The following is a 21,625-nucleotide window of genomic DNA, read 5'->3' on the forward strand; positions in this document are numbered from 1 at the left end:
GGGATAACGCAAGGGAAGGGATTTAGTTTCATTCTGGGAATGATGGAGGCATTTCTCGCCGAAATATTCGGCAGGAAGTTCAAATTGAAAGCAGATGCTCAATTAGATCTTTATGAGACTGCTGGTTCAATCCTGCTGCAACAGCACTCCAGTGCGGAAGGATTATCATGCGGCTCTCCAGGCTTCTCGGGGTTCTTTGTCTCTCCACGACAGTGGCGCTTTCACCTCTCACCATTGTATCTCCCGATCTCTCGCCAGCGTTCGCCAAGGGCGGCAACGGAGGCGGCGGCGGCAACGGAGGTGGCGGCGGCAGCGGCAACAGTGGCAGCCACGGTGGTGGTAGCAGCAATAGCGGCGGCGGCAGCAAGAGCAGCACCCACTCCAGCGGCAAGACCGAAAACGGACGTAGTGCCAAGGGCGCCGGCAAAGCGGTCCAGACCGGCCGGGCCGGCGGAGCGAAGTCGGCTAAGCAGACCGTCAGCACGAAGGGCCCGGCCAAGAAGACGGCCATCGCCTCGGTGCCTGCGGCAAAGCCGGCGAAGAAGCCAGCGGCCGAGCTCGCCGGTCTCAATTCGCTCAAACGCAACTTCCATGCGCTGATGAACACGGCGGATCCGCGCATGTCGGCGATCTCGGCATTCGCTACCGCCTATGCGCAGTACGAACTGGCCAACGGCGCTGCCCCGCCCGCCGACGATCCCGCTCTTGGCGACGCGGCGCTGGCGGCGGCGCTCGGCTCCGCCACCAAGACCGGCACGGTCAGCCCTGAGGCCCTCAACTGGGCAAAGGATACGCTGGGCGTCGGTACGGCGGTCGGCACGATTGACCAGATGCGGGAGACCATGGCGGCGCAGGCCCCGGCGGCGGAAACCCCTGCAGGCGGAACCGAGACCGGCGATGCGGCCGAGGGCGGCGAGACGACAGATCCTGCGGTGACTGCGGAGACGCCGGAAGCCGACACCGGCAGCACGGAAGAGGTCTCGGGAACGACCGAAACCACGCCCGCCATCGATCCGACGGAAACCTCGGCGCCGACGAGCACGGAAAACACCGGCCTCTGATCGCGCCGATCATTGGAAAACGTCCGTCCCTATCCCGACCGTGACGAGGAAGGTCAGGGGCGCGGAGAAGAAGGGGAGGCCGGGCGTCGCCTGACGCGCCCGGTCAGCCTCGCCTTCCGCCAGCCAGCAATCGAAGCTGGTTCTCGTCATGCACGCCTTGCCGGTAAAGCTCGATGATAAGGGCGCCGAGGCGGGCGGCTTCCTCGCCCGATCTGTCCATATCTAGCTCGCTACACAGTGCTTCATGGACACGCCTGCACACATCGAGATCTTCGGAGGCGAGCGGTTCGTCACGCGTGCTGAACAGCTTGTCTGACATCGCAATCTGCCCTTTTCGATGCGGTGAATCGCTATCGGTGAAAAAAAGATAATTTCGCGATCTTTGCTCTGCAAGATGGGCGAACGTCCGATGTTCAAAAACTATTTGGGCGCGCGTGCGCACGTCAGGAAAGATGGGGGCGAGGGCGGCGCAGCTGGGTATGAGACCGATGGGGGCGTCGGCCTGACAGGGAGCGCGCGTGAGGAGGTCTACCTGGGTGCGGGATCCTTGCCGCTTTGCTTCGACAGACGCAGTTCTTTCAGCCGCTTGGTTTTCTCCCGGCGGGCCCGTTGCTCGGCCTCGATGGTTTCCTTGGCGGCTCGCTCGGTGTTTTCGAAACGATCCTGCCGGTAAGCCTTTGATGAGGGTTCACGTTCTCTGGTCATGGCCGCTAAACGCAAAGCGGCGAAAACGGTTTCATGCGAAAATGCGTAACCTGCCATCAATCCATCGGCCTGCTCGGGCGCGGCACCCGTTTGTTGTAGCCGGCGGATGATGATTTCACCGCGCAGTCATGCCGGCCGCCGGGCGCCTGATCGGCGCCCGGCGGATTGATCGGTCAGCCCTTGATGAAGGCGAGGATGTCGGGATTGATGATGTCGGCGTGAGTGGTGCACATGCCGTGCGGAAATTTCTCGTAGACCTTCAGCGTGGCGTTCTGCAGCAGCTTGGAGGAGAGCAGGGCGGAGTCGGCGATCGGCACGATCTGATCATCGTCGCCGTGCATGACGAAGGTCGGCACGGTGATGATCTTCAGGTCCTCGGTGAAGTCGGTTTCCGAAAAGGCCTTAATGCCGTCGTAATGGGCCTTGGCGCCGCCGATCATGCCCTGACGCCACCAATTGTCGATCACTGGTTCCGAGACTTTCGCACCCGGCCGGTTGAAGCTGTAGAACGGGCCGGCCGGAAGGTCGCGGTAGAATTGCGAGCGACTGGCGGCGAGCTGCCGGCGCAGATCATCGAAGACCTCGATCGGCAGGCCGCCCGGGTTGGCAGCCGTTTTCACCATGATCGGCGGCACGGCGCCGATAATGACGAGCTTGGCGACGCGGCCCTGCGGCTGGCCATGGCGGGCGACATAATGGGTCGCTTCACCGCCGCCGGTGGAGTGGCCGATATGGACGGTATTCCTGAGATCGAGATGCTCGACGACGGCTGCGGCGTCGGCGGCGTAGTGATCCATGTCGTGACCGTCGCCCACCTGGGTGGAGCGGCCATGGCCGCGCCGGTCGTGGGCGACGACCCGGTAGCCCTTATCGAGGAAGAACAGCATCTGGGCGTCCCAGTCGTCGGAGCAGAGCGGCCAGCCGTGATGGAACATGATCGGCTGGGCGGTCTTCGGCCCCCAATCCTTGTAGAAGATTTCGACGCCGTCCTTGGTGGTGACTGTGCTCATGTCTGGGCTCCTCGATGGGGTTGGGTTGGGCTAAAGCGGTCAGAAGTTTGTGCCGTTGCCGGCAAAATTGGCAAGGCGATAGGCACTGCTGCGCGCGGCCAGGTTTGAATATGCGGATGTCGTCATCAAGCTGATCTTTATATTCAATTCACATAACAGAATTTTATAATGAGGCCAGACCACAGCCGGCCATTCCTGGTCGATGCGTTACAGGACGCCGCGACAGACGGCGCCGCCGGCGCGCCCTTGAACGTGGTTCATCGCCCAACCATCTAACCCACTACACATCATCACCATGGCGAACCGTCGCAACCGCGGCCGCTTCGCCGGCGGCGGGACGGCCGTTTGCCGCCTGAGGACCAGATCATGGGTTATATGGACAAGGAGATCGTGCCTCAGAATGACGGGGCGCTGATCGATGCCTATTCGCAATCGATCGCAGCAGCAGTCGACATCGTCGGGCCGGCGGTCAGCCGGATCGAGAGGGTCGGCGGCCGGCAGGGGCACGGGTCGGGCTTCGCCATCTCGCCCGACGGCTTGATCGTCACCAACAGCCATGTCGTCGACGACGCCAAGGTCGTTCGCATCACCACGCCCGATGGCTTCGTCACCGAGGGCCGGGTGCTCGGCCGCGATGTCGATACCGACATTGCCCTCATTCGCGCCAATACAAGCACCGGCGCCTGGGCCAAGCTCGGGGATTCCCAGCGCCTGCGCCGGGGCCATATCGCCATCGCGATCGGAAACCCGCTCGGTTTCGAATGGACTGTCACCGCCGGTATCGTCTCGGCACTCGGCCGGTCGATGCGGGCAGCGAGCGGCCGCCTGATGGAGGACGTCATCCAGACCGATGCGGCGCTCAATCCCGGCAATTCAGGCGGGCCGCTGGTGTCTTCGGGTGGCGAGGTGATCGGCGTCAACACCGCCGTCATCCAGGGCGCGCAGAGCATCGCCTTCGCCGTGGCCTCGAATACCGCCAATTTCGTCGTTTCGGAAATTCTCCGCTACGGCCAGGTCAGGCGCGCCTTCATCGGTATTTCAGGCGATACGATCGTGCTGCCGCGCCGGGTGGCGCTCGCGGCGGGCACGGCCCAGACGACCTCCGTTCGCATCCGCCGCGTCGAGCGGGACGGGCCGGCGGCAAAGGGCGGGCTGCAGGAGGGCGACTATATCCTCGCCATCGACGGCAGCCCGGTCGGCGGCGTCGACGATATCGTCCGATTGATGGACGGCAGCCGGATCGGCAGGGAGACGGAGATCCTGGTGTTTTCGGTGGCGGGCCGGATCGAGAAGAAGACCTTGCTGCCGATGGCGCGGACGTCATGACAGGGACATCACGCACCGTCAGGCGCTGACCGCCTCCTGCTCCGTCCCCGAAAAATCCACAGCGGCAAAGGCTGCCGCCAGCACCTCCGGCCCGGCACCGGTTTTCGCCGCGTCGGTCGAGAGGATCTGGCGGTAGCGCCGGGCGCCGGGCAGGCCGGTGAAGAGACCGACCATGTGGCGGGCCACGTGCTGCAGCCGGCCGCCGCTGGCGATATGGCGTTCGGCATAGGCCATCATCCGGTCGCGCAGGCCTTCCCAGTCCGGCTCTCCTGCGGGGGCGCCGAAGAATCGCTGGTCGACTTCGGAAAGGATCGCCGCATTCTGATAGGCGGCGCGGCCCAGCATGACGCCGTCGACATGGGCGAGATGGGCGGCGGCTTCATCGAGCGTGCGGATGCCGCCGTTGATGCCGATGAAGACATCGGGCCAGCGCTGTTTCATCCGATAGACGATCTCATAGTCGAGCGGCGGGATCTCGCGATTCTCCTTCGGGCTCAGGCCCTTCAGCCAGGCTTTGCGGGCATGGATCCAGATCGCGTCGGCGCCGGCGTCGAGAACGCGGGTGATGAGTTCCGGCAGCGCCTGTTCCGGCTCCTGCTCGTCGACGCCGATGCGGCATTTCACCGTCACCGGTACGGTCGCAACCCTCTTCATCGCCGCGATGCATTCGGCCACCATCTCCGGCGTCAGCATCAGGCAGGCGCCGAATGTGCCCGACTGCACCCGGTCGGAGGGGCAGCCGACATTGAGATTGATCTCGTCATAGCCGTAGGGCTCGGCAATCTTCACCGCCTCGGCAAGCTTTGCCGGGTCCGATCCGCCGAGCTGCAGGGCCAGCGGATGCTCCGCTGTGTCATGGCCGAGCAGCCGGTCGCGCGGACCATGGATGATCGCATCGGCCACCACCATCTCGGTATAGAGCAGCGCCTGCCGGCTGATCTGGCGGTGAAAATAGCGGCAATGCCGATCCGTCCAGTCGATCATCGGGGCGACCGCGAAAATCGGGCTCTTCTGCGTCATCGACGTTCCATTATTCGTTGTTCTCTGGGCGCCGCAAGGGTGCCGCGCCGCCGCGGGGCGGGATCATTCATCAAGCGCGCATATAACATCTGGCGGTGCGATCGACAAATGACGCTCCCGCCGCAAACAGAAACGGCGCCCCTTGCGGAGCGCCGTCCATACCGCCAAAGCGGAAATCTGACTTACGAAGCCGAGATGTTGACGGCCTTCGGGCCCTTGCCCATGCGGTCCGGCTCGGTGTCGAAGGTAACCTGCTGGCCTTCGCGCAGCGACTGGATGCCGGAAGCCTGCAGCGCAGAGATGTGGACGAAAACGTCCTTTGCGCCGCCGTCCGGCGTGATGAAACCAAAACCCTTGTCCTGGTTGAAGAATTTTACGGTGCCCTTGGTGGCCATTGGGATCGTCCTTTTCCCTTAGTCTGTGTAGTATCCGCGCCCCCGAGAGGAAGCGGACGGCTTTAGCTTTCGTCCCGATCGATTGGGACGAAGGGTCAGTCGGAGAAGTCACGTACGGGGAAAGAACGTCTACGTAGGCGGGTAGTCCCGCGCCGCCTTCCAAACGGAAGGGATTACCACATCAGTCCAGTCACCGGCATGCAAATGCCCGAGTAGGCGAATTGGTGCCAGCTTTTCGGGCAAAAAGCAAGCGGGATTATTTTGGCATGTCTGCATCGATGACGGGAAATGTCGAAGATTCAGATACTTGACGAAGAATTAGCGGTTTCTTGCATAGCTGTGCCATAGCGGGATTCCGTGCCGAAACGGGATGAAGGGCGGATTCGGCGACCGGTGTGGATTTTATCATGGCGGCGCCTGCTGCTTCTGTACACCAATCAGCCCTCATGGTGAGGAGGTGCGCAGGTTCGTCTCGAACCACGAGGGCGGATGGCCGGTGGGCTGGTGTCGGTGGCGGGGGTAAGCCCTGGGGGGAACCCGTGCCCCTGGCGCCGCCCTCATCTTGAGGTGCGGAAGCCAAAGGCTGAAGCCTCGAAAGACGAGGGCGGCCACCGGCGCCATCGCCTGGATTCTGGATGCAGTGCATCAGAGGTTTCCACGCCCGCCCTCGTGGTTCGAGACGGCGCTTCGGGCCTCCTCCCCATGAGAGCTGATCTTGGGGCCATTGACAATCGCCTACTGCGCATCACCCAGCAACGCGCTCAGGCTCCACGGATTATCCCCCTTCTGATTGGCGATATCGTCGACCTTCCAGCCACCATGCTGGCGCACCAGCGTGTAGAAGAGCGTCACCTCTTCGCCGTTTTCGAACTGCACCTCCACTTCGGCCTTGTCATCCAGCAAGATCGGCTGGCCAATCCTGACATCGCTTGCCTTGCCGTCCTGGCCCGCAATGACGGGATCGAAGTCGATCGCGCCGACATCGCCCTCAGGCGTGTTGTCGAGGTCGGCCTGGAGGAGCTCGTTCAGATGGTCGGAGAAGAAGATCGAATAAGGCGAGGGCGCCTCGGCGTCGCTGTTGTCGGTGTTGTAACTGTAGAGCGCCTTGAGCAGCGCTTTTGGTGTCTTGTACGTCTCGGCCGATGCGGGCAGGGCTGCGAGCGCCGACACGGCAAGGGCCAGGATAAATGTGGGCAGACGCATGCGGGCTCTCCTCGGACGGGTGGAAATCATAACCGAAACCGGCGTCGAGGTGGAGGTGCATTTTGGGAGGGGCTGCCTGGGAGTGGCCGCCGGCCTTGCCGTCTCCGGCAGGTGTCTGAGGGTATCAGGAAAGTTCGGTCGGTGGGATTACAGTAGCCACACGGGAAGTCCAACCTTTTGTCGAGATCGCCGGTGACGCATCTCTGCGTCCACCGGCGATCCTATCGCGGTTAGATCAATGCCTCATGCGACAGGCTCGAAAACGACGGCTCGAAGACGTCCTTCACGGCAAGCGTGAAGTCGTGGCTGGTGGTGTTTCCAGCCGCGTCATAGGCTTCGGCTGTGAAGGTCAGGCTGTGGTTGCTTTCGAAGTCGATCGCAGCCTTTGTCTGAATCTTGTTGCCGACGAGCTTGAAGATGCCGTTCGCATCGTCGGTCAGCCGCCACTTCACCACGCCGCCTTCCGGATCGATGGCCGAGAGAAGACCGACCGATGTGCCGATCGCGACGTTCTCGGAGACCGAGCTGCGCGAGAACGAGAGCTTGATCGGAGCCTGGTTGATCGGCGTTTCGTTGACGTCGAGCACGTTGATGGTGATGTCCTTTTCGACGGTGACCTTGCCGTCGGAGACGGCAACCTTGATCGTGTGGGATTTGTCCGTCTCGTAGTCGAAGGTCTTGGAGGTGACGATGCGGTTGCCGTTGATCCGAAAGTGATCGTCCGCTCCGTCGATGAGCTTGTAGGTAAGCTTGTCGCCGTCGGCATCCTTGGCGCTCAGCAGACCGACCGTCGTCCAGATCGGGGTGTCCTCGGAGAGGGCGGTTTTGGAGAGCTGGATGTTGGTCGGTGCGGTATTGCTGCCGTCGAGCGTGAAAGTTTCCGTGGCGAAGTTGTAGACGCCATCGGCAAAACGGGCGAATTCGACGTCTGTCAGCGTATCCATCCCTTCCGCGGCGCTCGTCAGGATGTGATCGCCGTTGTTCGATGCGAAGGAATAATTGGCGAAATTGCCTGAGAAGACCGCCGTGTCGATGCCGGCGCCGCCGTTGATGGCGTCGTTGCCTGCGCCGCCGGTCAGTTTGTCGTTGCCGGCCTCGCCATTGAGGATGTCGTTGCCGCCGCTGCCGTCGAAAATGTCGTTGCCATCGGTGCCAAAAAACTCGTCGTCGCCGCCGCCGGTCTTGACGTCAATGCCGAAGGCATCGCCGTGGATGAAAGATCCGCGATCTCCCAACTCGTCGGAAAGATCGAGGTGGACACTGTCCGTCACTGCCAACGAGGGGTTAAAATTGGGGAACGGATCGGTTGACCAGACGATCTTGTCAAAGCTTTCGAACTGCGCGCTTGACCCTGCAACCCAAGAGCCCGCCGTTTCAAGGATTTCGATGTTCTTAATCGTCAGGCCCCGGAGCGACGGGGCTTGCAGCGTATCGGTCCCGGCACCGCCATCGATCGTTCCGGAATTCAGTGAAGAGAATGTATCCACCGTTATGGCATCGTCGCCGTCGCCCGCATCGATGTTAAAGACCGCAGGGGTAAAGCTGAAGCGGTCGTCATCGGAGATCGTATCGTTGCCCGTGCCGCCTCTGATGACGTCATTTCCGATGTCGCCCCAAAGCATGTCATTGCCGTCCCCGCCATTCAGCGTGTCATTACCAACTCCGCCCTGGATCAGATCGTTTCCGGCACCGCCGCTCAGCGTGTCTGCGCCGTCACCACCATTGATGTTGTCGTTGCCTGCGCCCGTCGCGATCGTGTTGTCGCCGCCCGAGCCGGTCACATTCGCGGAAGCCGAGCCCAGTTCGTCGGCCAGATCTGCCAGGCTGGAATCGGAGACGACGAGGGTGACAGGTGCGGAAGGGTTGGCAGCGGAGTCGCGGATGACGTCATACGCTTCGAACTCGGCGCCGGTCTTCGTGACTGTGGCGCCGTTGGTATCCAGTATATTCACGGCCATATTTAAAATTACCCCCAATAGATGCGTTGTACTTTGCAATATGAGAAATCCGCGGAAGAACTGTTATATTGGTTCGGCGGAAGACAACCCCACGGGGATCTATGCCAATCAACCGTGATGTTTTCAATGAAAAATTGTGATTTTTTCTTGGTTTTTTAACGAAAAAGTAAGGCTGAAATACTGGAGAAGGACTTTGAATTTGCAAACCAAAAGTCGTATTTTAGTCTTTTAATTCATACCCTCCCTATGCGATCATAAGCTCGCGGTATAAGCGTGGAAAAACTGCATTCATCTGGCGTGCTTTGGCATTGCCGTCTGCGCGCCGTCCGCCCGATCACGGGCTTGATGCTTGCCGGTTAGCGGCCGCCTTCGGCGAGGCGTCTCATGCGAGCTTGACGAGGCCCGCCGCGGTGGGGGTAAATCCGCAGGCGCGGTAGAAGCCGGTCAGGTGCGGTTCGAAATCGACATGCATCCACTCAGCGCCGCGCTCCCGCGCAACTCTCGTCGCTTCCCTGACCAGCCGCGTCGCAATCCCCTGCCGGCGCAGGTCGGAATGCACTGAGGTGTCGAGAATGAAGGCATGGATGCCGCCATCCCAGGCGACGTTGACGAAGCCGACGAGTGTGTCGTCGTGATAGGCACCGATATGGGTGAGGCTGCGGGGGAGGATGCGGGAGAAATCCGGTGCTTCAGGCGTGTTCCAGGCTGCCGACCAGAGGTCGTTGAGTTCGGCGGGCGAGGGGAAGGGGTCGATGCGGAGTTCGGGCATGGGTGGTTTCCGATTCGTTTGTCACGCCGCTTGCCTGACGTGTTTTTTCCGCCAATTCGGCTTGCTTCGCAATAGACCGATTGATGGGGCAGGCCTCCCCTCGGCCTCGACGTGAGGGCGCCCACTTCTCATCCTTCATTTCTGTGTCATCCTGGCCGCGAGGGGCATTCCTGAACGGCCACAACTGACGCTTCGTTGACGACATCTATGCCGAGAACATAATCGGAACATCTAATACTCCATCGACAGGAAGCACAATGTGCGGACGCATCTTCGTCAAAACTTCGCTTGAAGAAATGATTGGCAATTTCGCCTTTGCGGTGAAGGGCGGCGATATCGACGGGCTGGGAAATCGCTTTCCCCGCTGGAATGGGGCGCCGTCACAAGATTACCCTATTATCATCAGGGATATCGTGCGCGAACCCGATACGTCTGGCCCCATATTCGTGACCGCGCGCTGGGGTCTGATGCCTTCCTGGGCGAAACCCGGCGGCAGGCCGCCGCCAGTCAATGTTCGATGCGAGACGATCAGCGGCAACGGCATGTTCCGCTCGGCATACCGATCGCGTCGCTGCCTCATTCCGATCAATGGCTTCTTCGAATGGAAGGACATTCACGGGACCGGCAAGAACAAACAGCCCTATGCCATCGCCATGACCGACGGCTCGCCTTTTGCGCTCGCCGGCATCTGGGAGACGTGGACGGATGAGAGGGGCGTGTCCATCCGCAACTTTGCCGTCGTCACCTGTGAGCCGAACGAGATGATGGCGACGATCCATGACCGCATGCCCGTCATCCTGCATCGCGCGGATTACGAGAGATGGCTGTCGGCTGAGCCGGACCCTTACGATCTCATGAAACCTTTCCCGGCGGAGTTGATGACGATGTGGAAGATCGGCCGGGATGTCGGCTCTCCGAAGAACGACAGGCCGGAGATTATCGAAGAGGTCGAGGACGATCCGGAGCCGACGCTGATCTAGAGCAATCCTGACAAAAGCGCGCGGCGGTTTTGTCCGGATTGCTCTGAATTGCCGGCTCGGGCGGAGCCATTCACGAAACCATGCGGCAGAGACATCCTCACGAGAAGAGGAAACGCATGCAAGACGATATGGGAACGCTTCTCGGATCGTTCCTTAATAATGCCCTTCGCAAACAGTCTCAGCGTCGCATCCGGGATTTCGGCGGCTATGAGGTAGTAGCGTTCGCTACCGCCCCGGCCGCCCAGTCTTGCCCTTCGTCCGTCCCTTGCGCTTCTGCTCGCCCGGATCCTCGTAACTCCCGGCTCCCACCTTCCCGCGCACCACCGGCCGCACGCCGTCATCGCCTTCCGGCTGGCCCTCCAGCAGTGGTGAAAACCGCTTCGTGCCCTTGGCGGCATCGGGCTTTTCCGGCACCTGTCCGGTGACCGGCTTCTCCGTGCGGCCGACCGTCATTTCGTCTAGGTCGTTCTTGCGGAAGAGGCTCTTGCCGGCGGGGGTGGTGGGGTCGCGGCCCATTTCGTCGAGGTGGGGCTTGCGGAAGAGGGGCGTGGTCGTGTCGGTGCCTGGGCCCATGTCGTCGAGGCTGGGTCGAGAGAAGTAGGAGGGCGTGGCCCCCTCATCCGCCCTGCCGGGCACCTTCTCCCCGGCGGGGAGAAGGGACTCGCGGGTCGCCTTGGCATTCCGCTTGATGCCTTCCATGGCCTTCGACTCTTCTCTCGCCATCGGGTCGTCCATGACGGCCAGTTCGGCGGCCTTGAGGCGCTTGATTTCGTCGCGGAGGCGGGCGGCTTTTTCGAAGTCGAGGTCGGCGGCGGCGTCGCGCATGCTTTTTTCGAGCGCGTTGAGATGGGCCTGCAGGTTGTTGCCGACAAGGTTGCCGCCATCGGCGAAGCCCTTGCCCGAGACGCCGGAGATATCGGCGCGGACGTGGTCGCGTTCGTAGACGCTGTCGAGGATGTCGGAGATCTTGGCCTTGACGGATTCCGGGGTGATGCCGTTTTCGAGGTTATAGGCCATCTGCTTTTCGCGGCGGCGGCCGGTTTCCTCCATCGCCCGCTTCATCGAGCCGGTGACCTGGTCGGCATAGAGGATGACCTTGCCGTCGACGTTACGCGCGGCGCGGCCGATGGTCTGGATCAGCGATGTCTCGGAACGCAGGAAGCCTTCCTTGTCGGCGTCGAGGATGGCGACGAAGCCGCATTCGGGAATGTCGAGGCCCTCGCGCAGCAGGTTGATGCCGACGAGCACGTCGAAGGCGCCGAGGCGCAGGTCGCGGATGATCTCGATACGCTCCAGCGTGTCGATGTCGGAGTGCATGTAGCGGACGCGCACACCTTGTTCATGCAGATATTCGGTCAGGTCCTCGGCCATGCGCTTGGTCAGCACGGTGCAGAGGGTGCGGTAGCCCTTGGCGGCGGTTTCGCGGATCTCGCCGAGCACGTCGTCGACCTGAGTGCGGGCCGAGCGGACCTCGACCGGCGGGTCGATCAGGCCAGTCGGGCGGATCACCTGTTCGGCGAAGACGCCGCCGGATTGTTCCATCTCCCAGCCGCCCGGGGTGGCCGAGACGGCAATGGTGTCGGGGCGCATGGCGTCCCATTCCTCGAAGCGCAGCGGCCGGTTGTCCATGCAGGAGGGCAGGCGGAAGCCATATTCGGCCAGCGTCGCCTTGCGGCGGAAGTCGCCTCGATACATGCCGCCGATCTGCGGCACGGTGACATGGCTTTCGTCGATGAAGACGAGGGCGTTGTCGGGGATGTATTCGAACAGGGTCGGCGGCGGATCGCCGGGGTCGCGGCCGGTGAGATAACGCGAATAGTTCTCGATGCCCTGGCAGGACCCGGTGGCTTCGAGCATCTCGATATCGTAGCGGGTGCGCTGTTCCAGGCGCTGGGCCTCCAGCAGGCGGCCGGCCTTCTCAAGCTCGGCGAGGCGAAGCCTGAGCTCCTCCTTGATCGACTTGATGGCGCCGTTCAGCGTCGGGCGCGGGGTGACATAGTGCGAATTGGCGTAGATCTTCACCGATTTCAGATCGCCGACCTTCTGGCCGGTCAAGGGATCGAATTCGGTGATGGCGTCGATCTCGTCGCCGAACATCGAGATGCGCCAGGCGGCATCCTCCAGGTGGGCGGGGAAGAGTTCGATCGTGTCACCGCGCACGCGGAAGGAGCCGCGGGTGAAATCCATGTCGCGGCGCTTATATTGCTGGGCGACGAGGTCGGCCAGCAGCTGGCGCTGGTCCAGCCGGTCGCCGACCGACATCTGGAATGTCATCGCCGTATAGGTCTCAACCGAGCCGATACCGTAAATGCAGGAGACCGAGGCGACGATGATGCAGTCGTCGCGTTCGAGCAGCGAGCGCGTCGCCGAGTGGCGCATGCGGTCGATCTGCTCGTTGATCGAGCTTTCCTTCTCGATATAGGTGTCGGAGCGAGGCACATAGGCTTCCGGCTGGTAATAATCGTAGTAGGAAACGAAATATTCCACCGCATTGTCGGGGAAGAAATTCTTGAATTCCGAATAGAGCTGGGCGGCCAGCGTTTTGTTCGGCGCCAGGATGACGGCCGGACGTTGCGTCGCCTCGATCACCTTGGCCATGGTGAAGGTCTTGCCGGAGCCGGTGACGCCGAGCAGCACCTGGCTGCGGTCACCATTCTCCAGCCCCTCGACGAGATCGCGGATGGCGGTCGGCTGGTCGCCGGCCGGCTCGTAATCCGACTTCATCAGGATGCGGATGCCGCCTTCGGATTTGTCCGGGCGGGCAGGGCGGTGCGGCGTCCAGATCTTGCCGTTCTTGTGCAGCGGGTTGCCACTCTCGATCAGCGCCGACAGCGCCTCGACCGTGGCGGTAACGCCGCCGGGCGAGAGCTTGTCGGCATCCTCCAGCGAGATGTCGAGACCCGCCACCGGGTTCAGGCCGGCAGCGGCGCGGGTCTTCGGATCGGTTGAGCCGCCGATCGAGACGCCGCGCGCGGTCTTGCTCGCCGTTGCCTTCTTGTTGACGCTGACGGCTTCCGAATGCTTGCGCGCCTGGTTTTCCACCGCCTTGCGATGCTTGCCGGCCTTGGAGGCGATATCGCGCTGGCTCTCGACGCCCGACGCTTCTGCATCGGCCTCCAACTGCTTCACCCAATCGGCGACGGAGCCGGAGAGGGGCGCGCCTTCAAAGGACGATTGCGGGGCTTCCTCGAAGCCATTCGGGGCGGGGGATTTCTTCGGAGATTTGGCCATGGCGGGAATATGGAGAGAGTCAGCGCGAAAGGGAAGAGGGGAGGAGTACAAAAGGGAAACGAATGAATCGTTCGGATTGGTGAATAATGGTGAGCGCTGAGAGCCCGCAATCAGCTCTTGAGCGAGTTAAATAAAAAGTCTGTGGTTGAAGGGCGGGTTGCCTCCCGCATTGCGGGCGGCAATGTTACAGCTACTGCGGGAATTGGGGACTATTCATGAAAAAGATTATCATCGCATTCGCGGCGACGGCGGCACTCACCGGCTGCGCCAAACGTCCAGACGCCATCGTGCAGGTCGATATTCCAATGGCGGCCTATACGAACCTCAGCTGTGGAGCTCTTGCCGCCGAACTCAAGAAGGAGCGGGCCAAGCTGGACGACTTGTCGAAGCAGCAGATCAGTGCGGCGAACGGCGATGCCTTCGGCGTTTTTCTCGTCGGCGTCCCGATTGGCAGCGTTGCCGGAGGAGACAAGGAAGGCGAAATTGCCGCATCAAAAGGCAAGGTTTCCGCCATGCAGTCCGCCGGCATGAGCAAGGGTTGCAAGCTGCCCGCCTGACAGCGGGCGGCCGCGGCTCCATTGCCAGGAGACGTGGCACCGCCAGGTCGGCGCACCCGCCTCGTCCTTCGAGGCCCCTGCGGGGCACCTCAGGATGAGGCTCTCTTGGGTTCCGGCGGTCATCTCAAGGCCTCTCTTGAGCGCTGGCGCGGCATTCCCGACGCTCCTCGTCCTGAGGCGTGAAGCCCATGGGCGGAGCCTCGAAGGACGCGCCGCAACGCTGCTCCTTGCATCCTTCCGATGTCGGCGTATGCCCTCTCCAAACAGTGATGCCACCGGACCCACGCTGGAACCGAGATCGGTCTTCCGCAGTTAGTCCTGGTCAATTCACTTCAGGTGCGACTGCCATTAGCGACCATTCCGCCTTCTGGAAAAAAACGATCTCGATCGATCTTGATGCCGGCGAACGGCTGGTTCTCCGCTCACCGCAGGATGCGCTTTATGCACTCGTCTCCGACTGGCCGATTCATGACGGCGTTCATCAGCAGAGGGCCATCGATTTCTGCCGCGCCTGGCTTGCGGGCCGCATGCCGGCCGAGACCGTGCGGCAGGCTTTTATCCTCGCGGCGCTGGAAGCCGGCGTGGCGATCAACGATCGTGAGGACGGTGTCGGCCATGCGACCGACAGCCTGTAACGCCGAAGATATTATGGTCGACGCCTCAGAAAACGGACGCCCTTGAATCCGCCGCAGCCGGCGCTTTGCAATACCAGGCGAGGACGACAATCGTTCCAATGGGAACCAACAGCGCAAACAACTGGAACCAGCCGCTGCGGTTGATGTCGTGCAGTCGGCGGGCGGCCATGGCGATTGACGGGAGGAACACCGCCAACGACCAAATTCCGCCCAATGCTCCGGTTGGCTCGATAAGGTACAAAGCGAAGCTGACGAGAACGACGAAGAGCGTCGAAAACCAGAATTCCGATCGGCTCGCTCTGCCGGTGAAATCCACATATTTCCTGAAAAAACTGCTGATCGCCTGGCCGAAACCCATTGCCTGCGGCAGGTCACCGAAACGGTTCGGCCCGGCCGCCGGTTTTTTGAAGGCGAGGATCAACCCCACGCTGAGCGGGACCAAGATGATCAACCAGTGAAACAGAGAAAAACTACCCATAAGATACCCCGACGATTTAAACGGCCTAACGATAAGCAACGGTCGTTTCGGGACGATTAATCGGCTTGCAAGGTGGTGCGTTCGGCAATCACAGCGTGAAAAACCGCGGCTACCGCGTTGAGGGTGGGATGATACTTCAAGAAGGCCGTGGCACGAGCAGTCGCTCAGTGCTTGACCAGCACACGTGCCTGCACCGGCTGCTCGATGCCCTTCAGGGCCAGCATGCGGGTTTCGGCGCCTGCCGCCAAGTCGGGAGCCTTCGCCGCCGTATCCGCCGAGACCAGGATCTCGCCCGCCGCGGCCTGGGATTCCAGCCTGGCGGCCTGGTTGACGACGCCGCCGATGGCGGTGAAGTCGCTGCGGAAGCTGGAGAATTCGCCGATCTGCACCTCGCCGGAATGAATGCCGACGCCGACACCCAGGGGCCGGCCGGGCAGAGCGTCGGGCGCCAGGCTATTCAGCGCCGCTGCGCAGTTTCGTTGGATCGCCTGCGCCGCCAGGATCGCCGCCGCAGCGTGATCCTTGCTGACGATCGGGAAATTGAAGATCGCCATCAGGCCGTCGCCCATCTGCTTGTTGACGATGCCGTCATGCGCCCAGATCGCCTGGGCGCAGCGATCCTGGAACAGGCTGACGATCTCGCTCAACTGTACCGCCTCGATGCGCTCGGACAGATCCGTGAAGCCCCTGATGTCGGCAAACAGGATGGTGGCGTCGACGGTGATCTGGCGCTGCTTTTTGACATATTGGAAGGAACGTTCGCAGATCGTGCAGATATCGGGGTTCATCTTGCTGCGGGTGATGCCGAAGGCGCGGAAGGGCAAAGCGAGCGGGCCGCCGATGGGGATCGGCATATGCATCTGGTCCCAGCAGCCGCGGCAGATCCTGGCGCTGCCGTGGCTGGCCGGCTCCCTGGAAATGGATTCTGTCGTCATCTCGCGCAATCCGTCCACAATGGCCGGCGTCAAGCTTCCGTCAGTCCGCGGCTTTTGGCAACTCATCCCTTTGACTTGGGATCAGCGATGATTGCTCGAACTTCCGACACGTTGCTTCAACGGACCGCCGTTGAAATGCGGTCACACTTGTTACTCCCACTGTTCGAATTCCGCTGCGAAACTATGTCCGACCAATGCGCGAAGAACCGCGGTTCGATGACGAGGCACGGAAATTCGCTCCAATGAGGAGATCGAAACGATGACTGCGACAGCCGAAAATGGAACGGGCGGACAGCCCACCCAGAAACCCGCCGTGGTATCGCCGGAGGCCTGGGAGGCCGCCCGAAAGCAACTGCTGGTGAAGGAGAAGGCTCAGACTCGCGCCCGCGACGCGCTTGCCGCCCAGCGGCGGCGCATGCCGTGGACGGCGGTGGAGAAGACCTATGTCTTCGAAGGGCCGGAGGGCAGGGTCAGCCTGCTCGACCTCTTCGAGGGGCGCCATCAGTTGATTGTCTACCGCGCCTTCTACGAGCCCGGCGTGTTCGGCTGGCCCGAACATGCCTGCCGGGGCTGCTCGATGGTGGCCGATCAGGTCGCGCATGTCGCCCATCTCAACGCTCGCGACACGACGCTGGTCTTCGCCTCGCGCGCACCGCAAGCCGATATCGCCCGGCTGAAAGCGCGAATGGGATGGACGATGCCGTGGGTGACGATCACCGACGATTTCGACAAGGATTTCGGCGTCGACGAGTGGCACGGCACCAACGTGTTCTACCGCGACGGCGAGCGCATCTTCCGCACCTATTTCATCAACAATCGCGGCGACGAGCAGATGGGCGGCACCTGGAACTATCTCGACATCACCCCGCTCGGCCGTCAGGAAGTCTGGGAGGATTCGCCGGAGGGCTATCCCCAGACCCCGACCTACAAATGGTGGAACTGGCACGACGCCTATGTCGCCGACGCCGAGCCCGATAAGAAATGGGTCGAAGTCTCCGATGCCGGCGAGGCGGCGTTCCGGGAGGAAAGCGCCAAGGCGAAATCTTAGGCCCACATTCTTGGCCGGGTGGCCGGACTGGGCGCCGGTTGGATGCCATGGAGGGTTGGTGGCCAGCCCCGTCCTTCGAGGCCCCTGCGGGGCACCTCAGGATGAGGCTGGAGAGAGGTCGCGGCTGGTCTCATCTGGAGCCGTGGCATGGCACAAGGATCAGTCTTGGAGCCACGCAGCACGGCGATCAGCCCTCATCCTGAGGTGCCCCGCAGGGGCCTCGGAGGACGAGGGCGGGTGGATGGCACCGGTTGGAGGCCGGGTCAGGCGCAGGTGTCCGGAATAACCTCTGTTGCCTTGCCGGCCGCCGACCATGCATAGTGGCCGGCGACGCGGAGGGGCCGATGACCAGATTGCATGCGCTTGTTTTGATGATGCTTCTCGCGCCCGCCGCGGCGCATGCCGAACGGCGCTGCGGCTGGCTGGACAATCCCTCGACGGCCAACTGGTCGCTCATGGATGCCGGCGGCGGCTGGACCATCATGGAGAATGGCAGCGGCTACAAGGCCGAGGGAATGGACAAGATTCCGGATCTGACGACCGGCGAATACGTCTACACCCATGCCACGCACGGCTATGCCTGCGCTTGCATGGACGTCGACACGGACGGCGAGGGTGGGATTACCCGCATTCATTCCGTGCGGCAATTGCCGCTCTCGCGGTGCCGGAACGACGCCGCCATCAGCTGGTTCCTAGACAGAGACGAGTGAGGACAGCTGGGCCTGCCGAAGCCGGCACAAATCCGCTCTCCTCCCGCTACAGCACGCGCCCAGACTTCTGCGCCGCCGGCATGATCGGTCTGTTGCGCTCGGCCGAAGCGCCGTCGTCCGTAACGGCGGTATCGGGCGACAGCGTCTGAGGTCTTCAAAGAAATTCAATGCAGAGTGGAAACATTATGTGGTGAGTCGCGTTATATCCGCTACCGGCATTGCGCCCGCCCACCCGGCTTTGACAGGGAGACTATTCATGAAGGTCATGATCGTTGAAGATGAGAATATCATCGCTCTGGAGCTCGAACGCATCGCGCAACAGGCCGGACACCAGACGGTCGGGCCGGTTTCAACCGTGGAACAAGCTCTTGCCTATGCTCCCAAGAGCGATGTGGCGCTCGTCGATCTCAGCCTTTCCGACGGGCCGAGCGGCGCTCAGCTTGCGCGCCGGCTGATCGACCGCTTCGGCGTGGACGTTATTTTCGTGACCGGCAGTCCCGAAAGTGTCGGCAACGGTATCGCTGGAGCGCTCGACGTGATCTCCAAGCCTTTCACGGACGAAAGGATTGTCAGCGCGCTCTCGCGAGCGGAGGCGGCCCGACGCAAAGATTTCGACAGCAGCAGGGCAGCGATCTGATAAAAAGGAGATTGACGTCGTGCACGTCGCTGGACCCTTCCTGGGAGATCATCCGGATGAAGCACACACTCCTTGCCATTCTCTTCACCCTCACGGCGTGCGCCAGCGCGGAAGACCCTCAACCTCTTTCGGGTAGCCTGACCTATGGCGGAAAGGTCGTTCATTCACCCTATCGACCGGGGACTGTGGTCAAAAATACCTTTCTCGGTCAATTCGGTTATCGTGTATTCGAAACTTATGTGGTTCAGCCGGACGGCACACTCAAGCTTACGTCCCAGAGCACAGGCCCGGATTTCCTCTGGCAATGAAGAAGGCTTCATTCCTGCGCATTTGAATGTTGCGCTGCGGCAAAAATCTCGTCTATACCCCAGGCATTCACCACGGACCCGGTGAGACTCCGGGTGGCTCTTCTGGCCGCCGATCCGCCAGACAACGCAAACCTGCACGCCATCACGCGACCGCTCGGCAGAGCGTGTCGGGCCATGCTTTGCGAGACTCCCTCCCATGCTGCTTTCCTCTATCCGTCGCGATTGGGCCGCCAATCCCATGCGCGAAATGCTTGCCGGGGCGGTGGCGACCTTCGCCCTGATCCCCGAGGTCATCGCCTTTTCATTCGTGGCGGGGGTCGATCCAGAAGTCGGCCTATTCGCCTCCTTCGTCATCGGCATCGTCATTGCGTTTACCGGCGGGCGCACGGCGATGATTTCAGCGGCGGCCGGGTCGGTCGCACTGGTGGCGGCACCGCTGGTGCATGCCCATGGACTGCCTTATCTCTTTGCGGCCGGGCTGCTGGCGGGGCTGCTGCAGATCGTGTTCGGCCTGCTGCGGCTCGGCGTGCTGATGCGTTTCGTCTCGAAATCCGTGCGCACCGGCTTCGTCAATGCGCTTGCCATCCTGATCTTTGCCGCGCAGATGCCGCACATCATCGGCGCCGGCTGGATGGAATATGCCGTGCTGGGTGCCGGGCTTATCATCATTTATCTGACGCCGCGGATCACCACGGCGATCCCGTCGCCGCTGATCTGCGTCCTGATCCTGACCGTCGCCTCGGTATCTTCAGGGCTTCCCGTTCTGACCGTCGCCGATCTCGGCCGGCTGCCGGACTCGCTTCCGGTATTCGGCTTGCCGGCAGTGCCGCTGACGCTGGAAACGCTGCGGATCATCGCCGGCCCGGCGCTTGCCATCGCCATGGTCGGGCTGCTGGAATCAATGATGACGGCGAGCGTCGTCGACGATCTGACGGATACGCCGAGTTCGAAGAACCGCGAATGCACCGGTCTCGGCCTTGCCAATGCGGCCGCGAGCCTGTTCGGCGGCATCGCCGGCTGCGGCATGATCGGCCAGACGGTGAGCAACGTGAAATATGGCGGGCGCGGCCGGCTCTCGACGCTGTTTGCCGGCGCGTTCCTGCTGATCCTGATGGTGCTCCTGAAGCCATGGGTTTCCGAGGTTCCGGTCGCGGCGCTGGTGGCGATCATGGTGATGGTCTCGATCGACACCTTCGACTGGTCGTCGCTCCGGGCCGTGGTGGTCCATCCTCGGATGTCGAGCGCCGTCATGGTGGCGACCGTCGTGGTCACCGTCTTCACCGCCAATCTGGCGCTGGGCGTGACGGTCGGGGTGCTGCTCAGCGGCGTGTTCTTCACCTTCAAGGTCGCCCGCCTGCTGCGCATCGATGTCGCGCCCGATCAAACCGCCGGACGGCGCGCCTATCGCGTGTCGGGCCAAGTGTTTTTTGCCTCCGCCGATGTCTTCGTCGACGCCTTCGACGTTCAGGACGCGATCGGCAAGACCGTGCTGATCGACGTCTCCGATGCGCATTTCTGGGATATCACCGCTGTCGCCGCGCTCGACAAGGTCGCGCAGCGATTCAAGGCACATGGCATCGCCGTTGAGGTCGCAGGCCTCAATCAGGCGAGTGCAACCTTGATCGAAAGCCTCGACGGCAAGGTGGTGCTGAAGGAGGTGTAACGGGTTACCGCTATAGGATGGCGAAGTCGTCGCTGCCGTCAGCTCCCGCGTTCAACCGTCGGGCCGCGAGTTCGATAAAGGTCTTGACCAGAGGCGGCAGGTGCCGGCTGCTCGGATAGACGACGTGCAGGCCGCCGACCGGGGTCGTGTAACCGTCGAGAACGCGGCATAGCCGCCCATCCCTGATGCAGGTATTGGCGACACCATGGGGCAGTCGGGCGATGCCGTAACCGGCGATCGCTGCGGCCATGACCGCCTGCATTTCATTGGCGGCGAAGCGCCCCGAGACCGGGACCGTTTCCTGCCCGTGCGGGCCTTCAAGCAGCCATTGCGCATGGGTGGATTGGCCGGCGACAACGCAGTCGTGGCGGACGAGATCTGCCGGGCGATCGGGCGCGCCGCAGCGGGCGAGATAGTCGGGGCTCGCGCAGAGCAAGCGATGGGTAGAGCCGAGCTTGCGGGCGATCAGCGTCGAATCCTCCAGGATGCCGGTGCGAAAGGCGAGGTCTATGCCGTTTTCGACGAGATTCAGCTTGTCGTCGGTCAGCCGCAACTCGACCCTCGACTTCGGGTAGGTCGCCAGAAGATCGAAGATCGCATCCTGCAGGAAGTGGCCACCGAAGCCGACCGGTGCCGATATGCGGATCGTGCCGGCGGGCTCCGTCCTTGCTTCGGCAAGACGCAAGTTGGCGCCTTCGATCGTGCGGAGCGCCTGGCTGCTTTCCTCGTAATAGAGGCGGCCGGCATCCGTCGGGCTGAGGCTGCGGGTCGTGCGCTGCAGCAGGCGCACGCCGAGTTCGCGCTCGAGAGCGGCAATGCGCCGGCTGACCGTTGTCTTCGGTATGCCGAGCAGGCGCGCCGCGGCGGTGAAGCTGCCGGCCTCGATGACGCGGGCGAAGATCATGATATCGTTGAGGTCGAGCATTGTAGCCTGATATGGTACGATGTTTCCCAATTATAGGCCATTATGGTCCAATGCAACAGGCCCTAACTTTG

General features: G+C 62.2%; 22 protein-coding genes and 1 other annotated feature. Of the genes, 10 read left to right on the forward strand and 12 right to left on the reverse strand.

Annotated features, from left to right (window positions below; all coding sequences use genetic code 11):
- Positions 1-167 precede the first annotated feature (167 nt).
- Entirely contained in the window at positions 168-1,061 is an 894-nt protein-coding gene (locus QMO80_RS21715) for a hypothetical protein (protein ID WP_283198325.1), read from the forward strand.
- 103 nt (positions 1,062-1,164) lie between these two features.
- On the opposite strand, the gene QMO80_RS21720 is transcribed toward QMO80_RS21715, so the two are convergent.
- The 3 genes from QMO80_RS21720 to QMO80_RS21730 all read right to left on the reverse strand — a co-directional run bounded on the left by QMO80_RS21720 (position 1,165) and on the right by QMO80_RS21730 (position 2,776).
- Complete coding sequence (locus QMO80_RS21720; RefSeq protein WP_283198326.1) at positions 1,165-1,380, reverse strand: hypothetical protein; 216 nt, start codon at positions 1,378-1,380, stop codon at positions 1,165-1,167.
- A gap of 209 nt (positions 1,381-1,589) precedes the next feature.
- Positions 1,590-1,823: a hypothetical protein gene (locus tag QMO80_RS21725; RefSeq protein ID WP_283198327.1), complete on the reverse strand. Its 234-nt coding sequence runs from the start codon at positions 1,821-1,823 to the stop codon at positions 1,590-1,592.
- 116 nt (positions 1,824-1,939) lie between these two features.
- Positions 1,940-2,776, reverse strand: a complete 837-nt coding sequence (locus tag QMO80_RS21730) for an alpha/beta fold hydrolase (RefSeq protein WP_283198328.1) — start codon at positions 2,774-2,776, stop codon at positions 1,940-1,942.
- A 366-nt stretch (positions 2,777-3,142) separates the two neighbouring features.
- Between QMO80_RS21730 and QMO80_RS21735 the strand changes: the two genes are divergently transcribed.
- Positions 3,143-4,102, forward strand: a complete 960-nt coding sequence (locus tag QMO80_RS21735; protein WP_283198329.1) for a S1C family serine protease — start codon at positions 3,143-3,145, stop codon at positions 4,100-4,102.
- A gap of 18 nt (positions 4,103-4,120) precedes the next feature.
- On the opposite strand, the gene dusA is transcribed toward QMO80_RS21735, so the two are convergent.
- From dusA to QMO80_RS21760, 5 genes are all read right to left on the reverse strand, one after another.
- Positions 4,121-5,122: a tRNA dihydrouridine(20/20a) synthase DusA gene (dusA, locus tag QMO80_RS21740; protein WP_283198330.1), complete on the reverse strand. Its 1,002-nt coding sequence runs from the start codon at positions 5,120-5,122 to the stop codon at positions 4,121-4,123.
- Between the two features lie 182 nt (positions 5,123-5,304).
- Positions 5,305-5,517, reverse strand: coding sequence for a cold-shock protein (locus QMO80_RS21745; protein WP_003540801.1), 213 nt, complete (start codon positions 5,515-5,517; stop codon positions 5,305-5,307).
- 735 nt (positions 5,518-6,252) lie between these two features.
- Entirely contained in the window at positions 6,253-6,720 is a 468-nt protein-coding gene (locus QMO80_RS21750) for a DUF3828 domain-containing protein (protein WP_283198331.1), read from the reverse strand.
- A 230-nt stretch (positions 6,721-6,950) separates the two neighbouring features.
- Positions 6,951-8,678 carry a cadherin domain-containing protein gene (locus QMO80_RS21755; RefSeq protein WP_283198332.1) on the reverse strand — a complete coding sequence of 576 codons (1,728 nt, stop codon included), beginning with the start codon at positions 8,676-8,678 and terminating at the stop codon, positions 6,951-6,953.
- A gap of 382 nt (positions 8,679-9,060) precedes the next feature.
- The gene (locus QMO80_RS21760) at positions 9,061-9,447 is read right to left on the reverse strand and encodes a GNAT family N-acetyltransferase (RefSeq protein ID WP_283198333.1); all 387 of its coding nucleotides are present in this window, start codon (positions 9,445-9,447) and stop codon (positions 9,061-9,063) included.
- 257 nt (positions 9,448-9,704) lie between these two features.
- Here QMO80_RS21760 and QMO80_RS21765 point away from each other — a divergent pair, with 257 nt between their 5' ends.
- Complete coding sequence (locus QMO80_RS21765; RefSeq protein ID WP_283198334.1) at positions 9,705-10,427, forward strand: SOS response-associated peptidase; 723 nt, start codon at positions 9,705-9,707, stop codon at positions 10,425-10,427.
- A gap of 225 nt (positions 10,428-10,652) precedes the next feature.
- Here the strand turns inward: QMO80_RS21765 and uvrB are convergent, their stop codons facing one another.
- Positions 10,653-13,658 carry an excinuclease ABC subunit UvrB gene (uvrB, locus tag QMO80_RS21770; protein ID WP_283198335.1) on the reverse strand — a complete coding sequence of 1,002 codons (3,006 nt, stop codon included), beginning with the start codon at positions 13,656-13,658 and terminating at the stop codon, positions 10,653-10,655.
- A gap of 215 nt (positions 13,659-13,873) precedes the next feature.
- On the opposite strand from uvrB, the gene QMO80_RS21775 reads away from it, so the two are divergent.
- Both QMO80_RS21775 and QMO80_RS21780 read left to right on the forward strand, forming a co-directional pair.
- A complete protein-coding gene (locus QMO80_RS21775) occupies positions 13,874-14,215 on the forward strand; it encodes a lipoprotein (RefSeq protein ID WP_283198336.1) in 342 nt (113 codons plus the stop codon).
- Positions 14,216-14,403: 188 nt separating this feature from the next.
- A complete protein-coding gene (locus QMO80_RS21780; RefSeq protein ID WP_283198337.1) occupies positions 14,404-14,850 on the forward strand; it encodes a DUF982 domain-containing protein in 447 nt (148 codons plus the stop codon).
- Between the two features lie 25 nt (positions 14,851-14,875).
- On the opposite strand, the gene QMO80_RS21785 is transcribed toward QMO80_RS21780, so the two are convergent.
- Together QMO80_RS21785 and QMO80_RS21790 are read right to left on the reverse strand one after the other, a co-directional pair.
- Positions 14,876-15,328 carry a DUF805 domain-containing protein gene (locus tag QMO80_RS21785; protein WP_283200252.1) on the reverse strand — a complete coding sequence of 151 codons (453 nt, stop codon included), beginning with the start codon at positions 15,326-15,328 and terminating at the stop codon, positions 14,876-14,878.
- Between the two features lie 164 nt (positions 15,329-15,492).
- Positions 15,493-16,263 carry an adenylate/guanylate cyclase domain-containing protein gene (locus tag QMO80_RS21790; RefSeq protein WP_283198338.1) on the reverse strand — a complete coding sequence of 257 codons (771 nt, stop codon included), beginning with the start codon at positions 16,261-16,263 and terminating at the stop codon, positions 15,493-15,495.
- Between the two features lie 259 nt (positions 16,264-16,522).
- Here QMO80_RS21790 and QMO80_RS21795 point away from each other — a divergent pair, with 259 nt between their 5' ends.
- The 5 genes from QMO80_RS21795 to QMO80_RS21815 all read left to right on the forward strand — a co-directional run bounded on the left by QMO80_RS21795 (position 16,523) and on the right by QMO80_RS21815 (position 20,629).
- Positions 16,523-17,311 (forward strand): DUF899 domain-containing protein, encoded by a 789-nt coding sequence (locus QMO80_RS21795; RefSeq protein ID WP_283198339.1) that lies wholly within the window; start codon positions 16,523-16,525, stop codon positions 17,309-17,311.
- Positions 17,312-17,655: 344 nt separating this feature from the next.
- Positions 17,656-18,021, forward strand: coding sequence for a DUF4087 domain-containing protein (locus tag QMO80_RS21800; protein WP_283198340.1), 366 nt, complete (start codon positions 17,656-17,658; stop codon positions 18,019-18,021).
- Between the two features lie 256 nt (positions 18,022-18,277).
- Entirely contained in the window at positions 18,278-18,658 is a 381-nt protein-coding gene (locus QMO80_RS21805; RefSeq protein WP_283198341.1) for a response regulator, read from the forward strand.
- A 56-nt stretch (positions 18,659-18,714) separates the two neighbouring features.
- A complete protein-coding gene (locus QMO80_RS21810) occupies positions 18,715-18,966 on the forward strand; it encodes a hypothetical protein (RefSeq protein WP_283198342.1) in 252 nt (83 codons plus the stop codon).
- Between the two features lie 71 nt (positions 18,967-19,037).
- Positions 19,038-19,093, forward strand: a sequence feature (sul1 is cis-regulatory element that is thought to sense ions involved in sulfur or methionine metabolism; They are found in Alphaproteobacteria).
- Positions 19,094-19,162: 69 nt separating this feature from the next.
- Positions 19,163-20,629, forward strand: coding sequence for a SulP family inorganic anion transporter (locus QMO80_RS21815; protein WP_283198343.1), 1,467 nt, complete (start codon positions 19,163-19,165; stop codon positions 20,627-20,629).
- A gap of 10 nt (positions 20,630-20,639) precedes the next feature.
- On the opposite strand, the gene QMO80_RS21820 is transcribed toward QMO80_RS21815, so the two are convergent.
- A complete protein-coding gene (locus tag QMO80_RS21820; RefSeq protein WP_283198344.1) occupies positions 20,640-21,554 on the reverse strand; it encodes a LysR family transcriptional regulator in 915 nt (304 codons plus the stop codon).
- Positions 21,555-21,625: the final 71 nt, after the last annotated feature.

The organism is Rhizobium sp. BT03 (assembly GCF_030053155.1).
Lineage (GTDB): Bacteria > Pseudomonadota > Alphaproteobacteria > Rhizobiales > Rhizobiaceae > Rhizobium.

Bases quoted from the DNA above. Each gene is read 5' to 3' on its own strand.
- QMO80_RS21715 (WP_283198325.1), top strand. From the start codon at position 168: ATGCGGCTCTCCAGGCTTCTCGGGGTTCTTTGTCTCTCCACGACAGTG.
- QMO80_RS21720 (WP_283198326.1), bottom strand. From the start codon at position 1,380: ATGTCAGACAAGCTGTTCAGCACGCGTGACGAACCGCTCGCCTCCGAA.
- QMO80_RS21725 (WP_283198327.1), bottom strand. From the start codon at position 1,823: ATGGCAGGTTACGCATTTTCGCATGAAACCGTTTTCGCCGCTTTGCGT.
- QMO80_RS21730 (WP_283198328.1), bottom strand. From the start codon at position 2,776: ATGAGCACAGTCACCACCAAGGACGGCGTCGAAATCTTCTACAAGGAT.
- QMO80_RS21735 (WP_283198329.1), top strand. From the start codon at position 3,143: ATGGGTTATATGGACAAGGAGATCGTGCCTCAGAATGACGGGGCGCTG.
- dusA (WP_283198330.1), bottom strand. From the start codon at position 5,122: ATGACGCAGAAGAGCCCGATTTTCGCGGTCGCCCCGATGATCGACTGG.
- QMO80_RS21745 (WP_003540801.1), bottom strand. From the start codon at position 5,517: ATGGCCACCAAGGGCACCGTAAAATTCTTCAACCAGGACAAGGGTTTT.
- QMO80_RS21750 (WP_283198331.1), bottom strand. From the start codon at position 6,720: ATGCGTCTGCCCACATTTATCCTGGCCCTTGCCGTGTCGGCGCTCGCA.
- QMO80_RS21755 (WP_283198332.1), bottom strand. From the start codon at position 8,678: ATGGCCGTGAATATACTGGATACCAACGGCGCCACAGTCACGAAGACC.
- QMO80_RS21760 (WP_283198333.1), bottom strand. From the start codon at position 9,447: ATGCCCGAACTCCGCATCGACCCCTTCCCCTCGCCCGCCGAACTCAAC.
- QMO80_RS21765 (WP_283198334.1), top strand. From the start codon at position 9,705: ATGTGCGGACGCATCTTCGTCAAAACTTCGCTTGAAGAAATGATTGGC.
- uvrB (WP_283198335.1), bottom strand. From the start codon at position 13,658: ATGGCCAAATCTCCGAAGAAATCCCCCGCCCCGAATGGCTTCGAGGAA.
- QMO80_RS21775 (WP_283198336.1), top strand. From the start codon at position 13,874: ATGAAAAAGATTATCATCGCATTCGCGGCGACGGCGGCACTCACCGGC.
- QMO80_RS21780 (WP_283198337.1), top strand. From the start codon at position 14,404: ATGGGCGGAGCCTCGAAGGACGCGCCGCAACGCTGCTCCTTGCATCCT.
- QMO80_RS21785 (WP_283200252.1), bottom strand. From the start codon at position 15,328: ATGGGTAGTTTTTCTCTGTTTCACTGGTTGATCATCTTGGTCCCGCTC.
- QMO80_RS21790 (WP_283198338.1), bottom strand. From the start codon at position 16,263: ATGACGACAGAATCCATTTCCAGGGAGCCGGCCAGCCACGGCAGCGCC.
- QMO80_RS21795 (WP_283198339.1), top strand. From the start codon at position 16,523: ATGACTGCGACAGCCGAAAATGGAACGGGCGGACAGCCCACCCAGAAA.
- QMO80_RS21800 (WP_283198340.1), top strand. From the start codon at position 17,656: ATGACCAGATTGCATGCGCTTGTTTTGATGATGCTTCTCGCGCCCGCC.
- QMO80_RS21805 (WP_283198341.1), top strand. From the start codon at position 18,278: ATGAAGGTCATGATCGTTGAAGATGAGAATATCATCGCTCTGGAGCTC.
- QMO80_RS21810 (WP_283198342.1), top strand. From the start codon at position 18,715: ATGAAGCACACACTCCTTGCCATTCTCTTCACCCTCACGGCGTGCGCC.
- QMO80_RS21815 (WP_283198343.1), top strand. From the start codon at position 19,163: ATGCTGCTTTCCTCTATCCGTCGCGATTGGGCCGCCAATCCCATGCGC.
- QMO80_RS21820 (WP_283198344.1), bottom strand. From the start codon at position 21,554: ATGCTCGACCTCAACGATATCATGATCTTCGCCCGCGTCATCGAGGCC.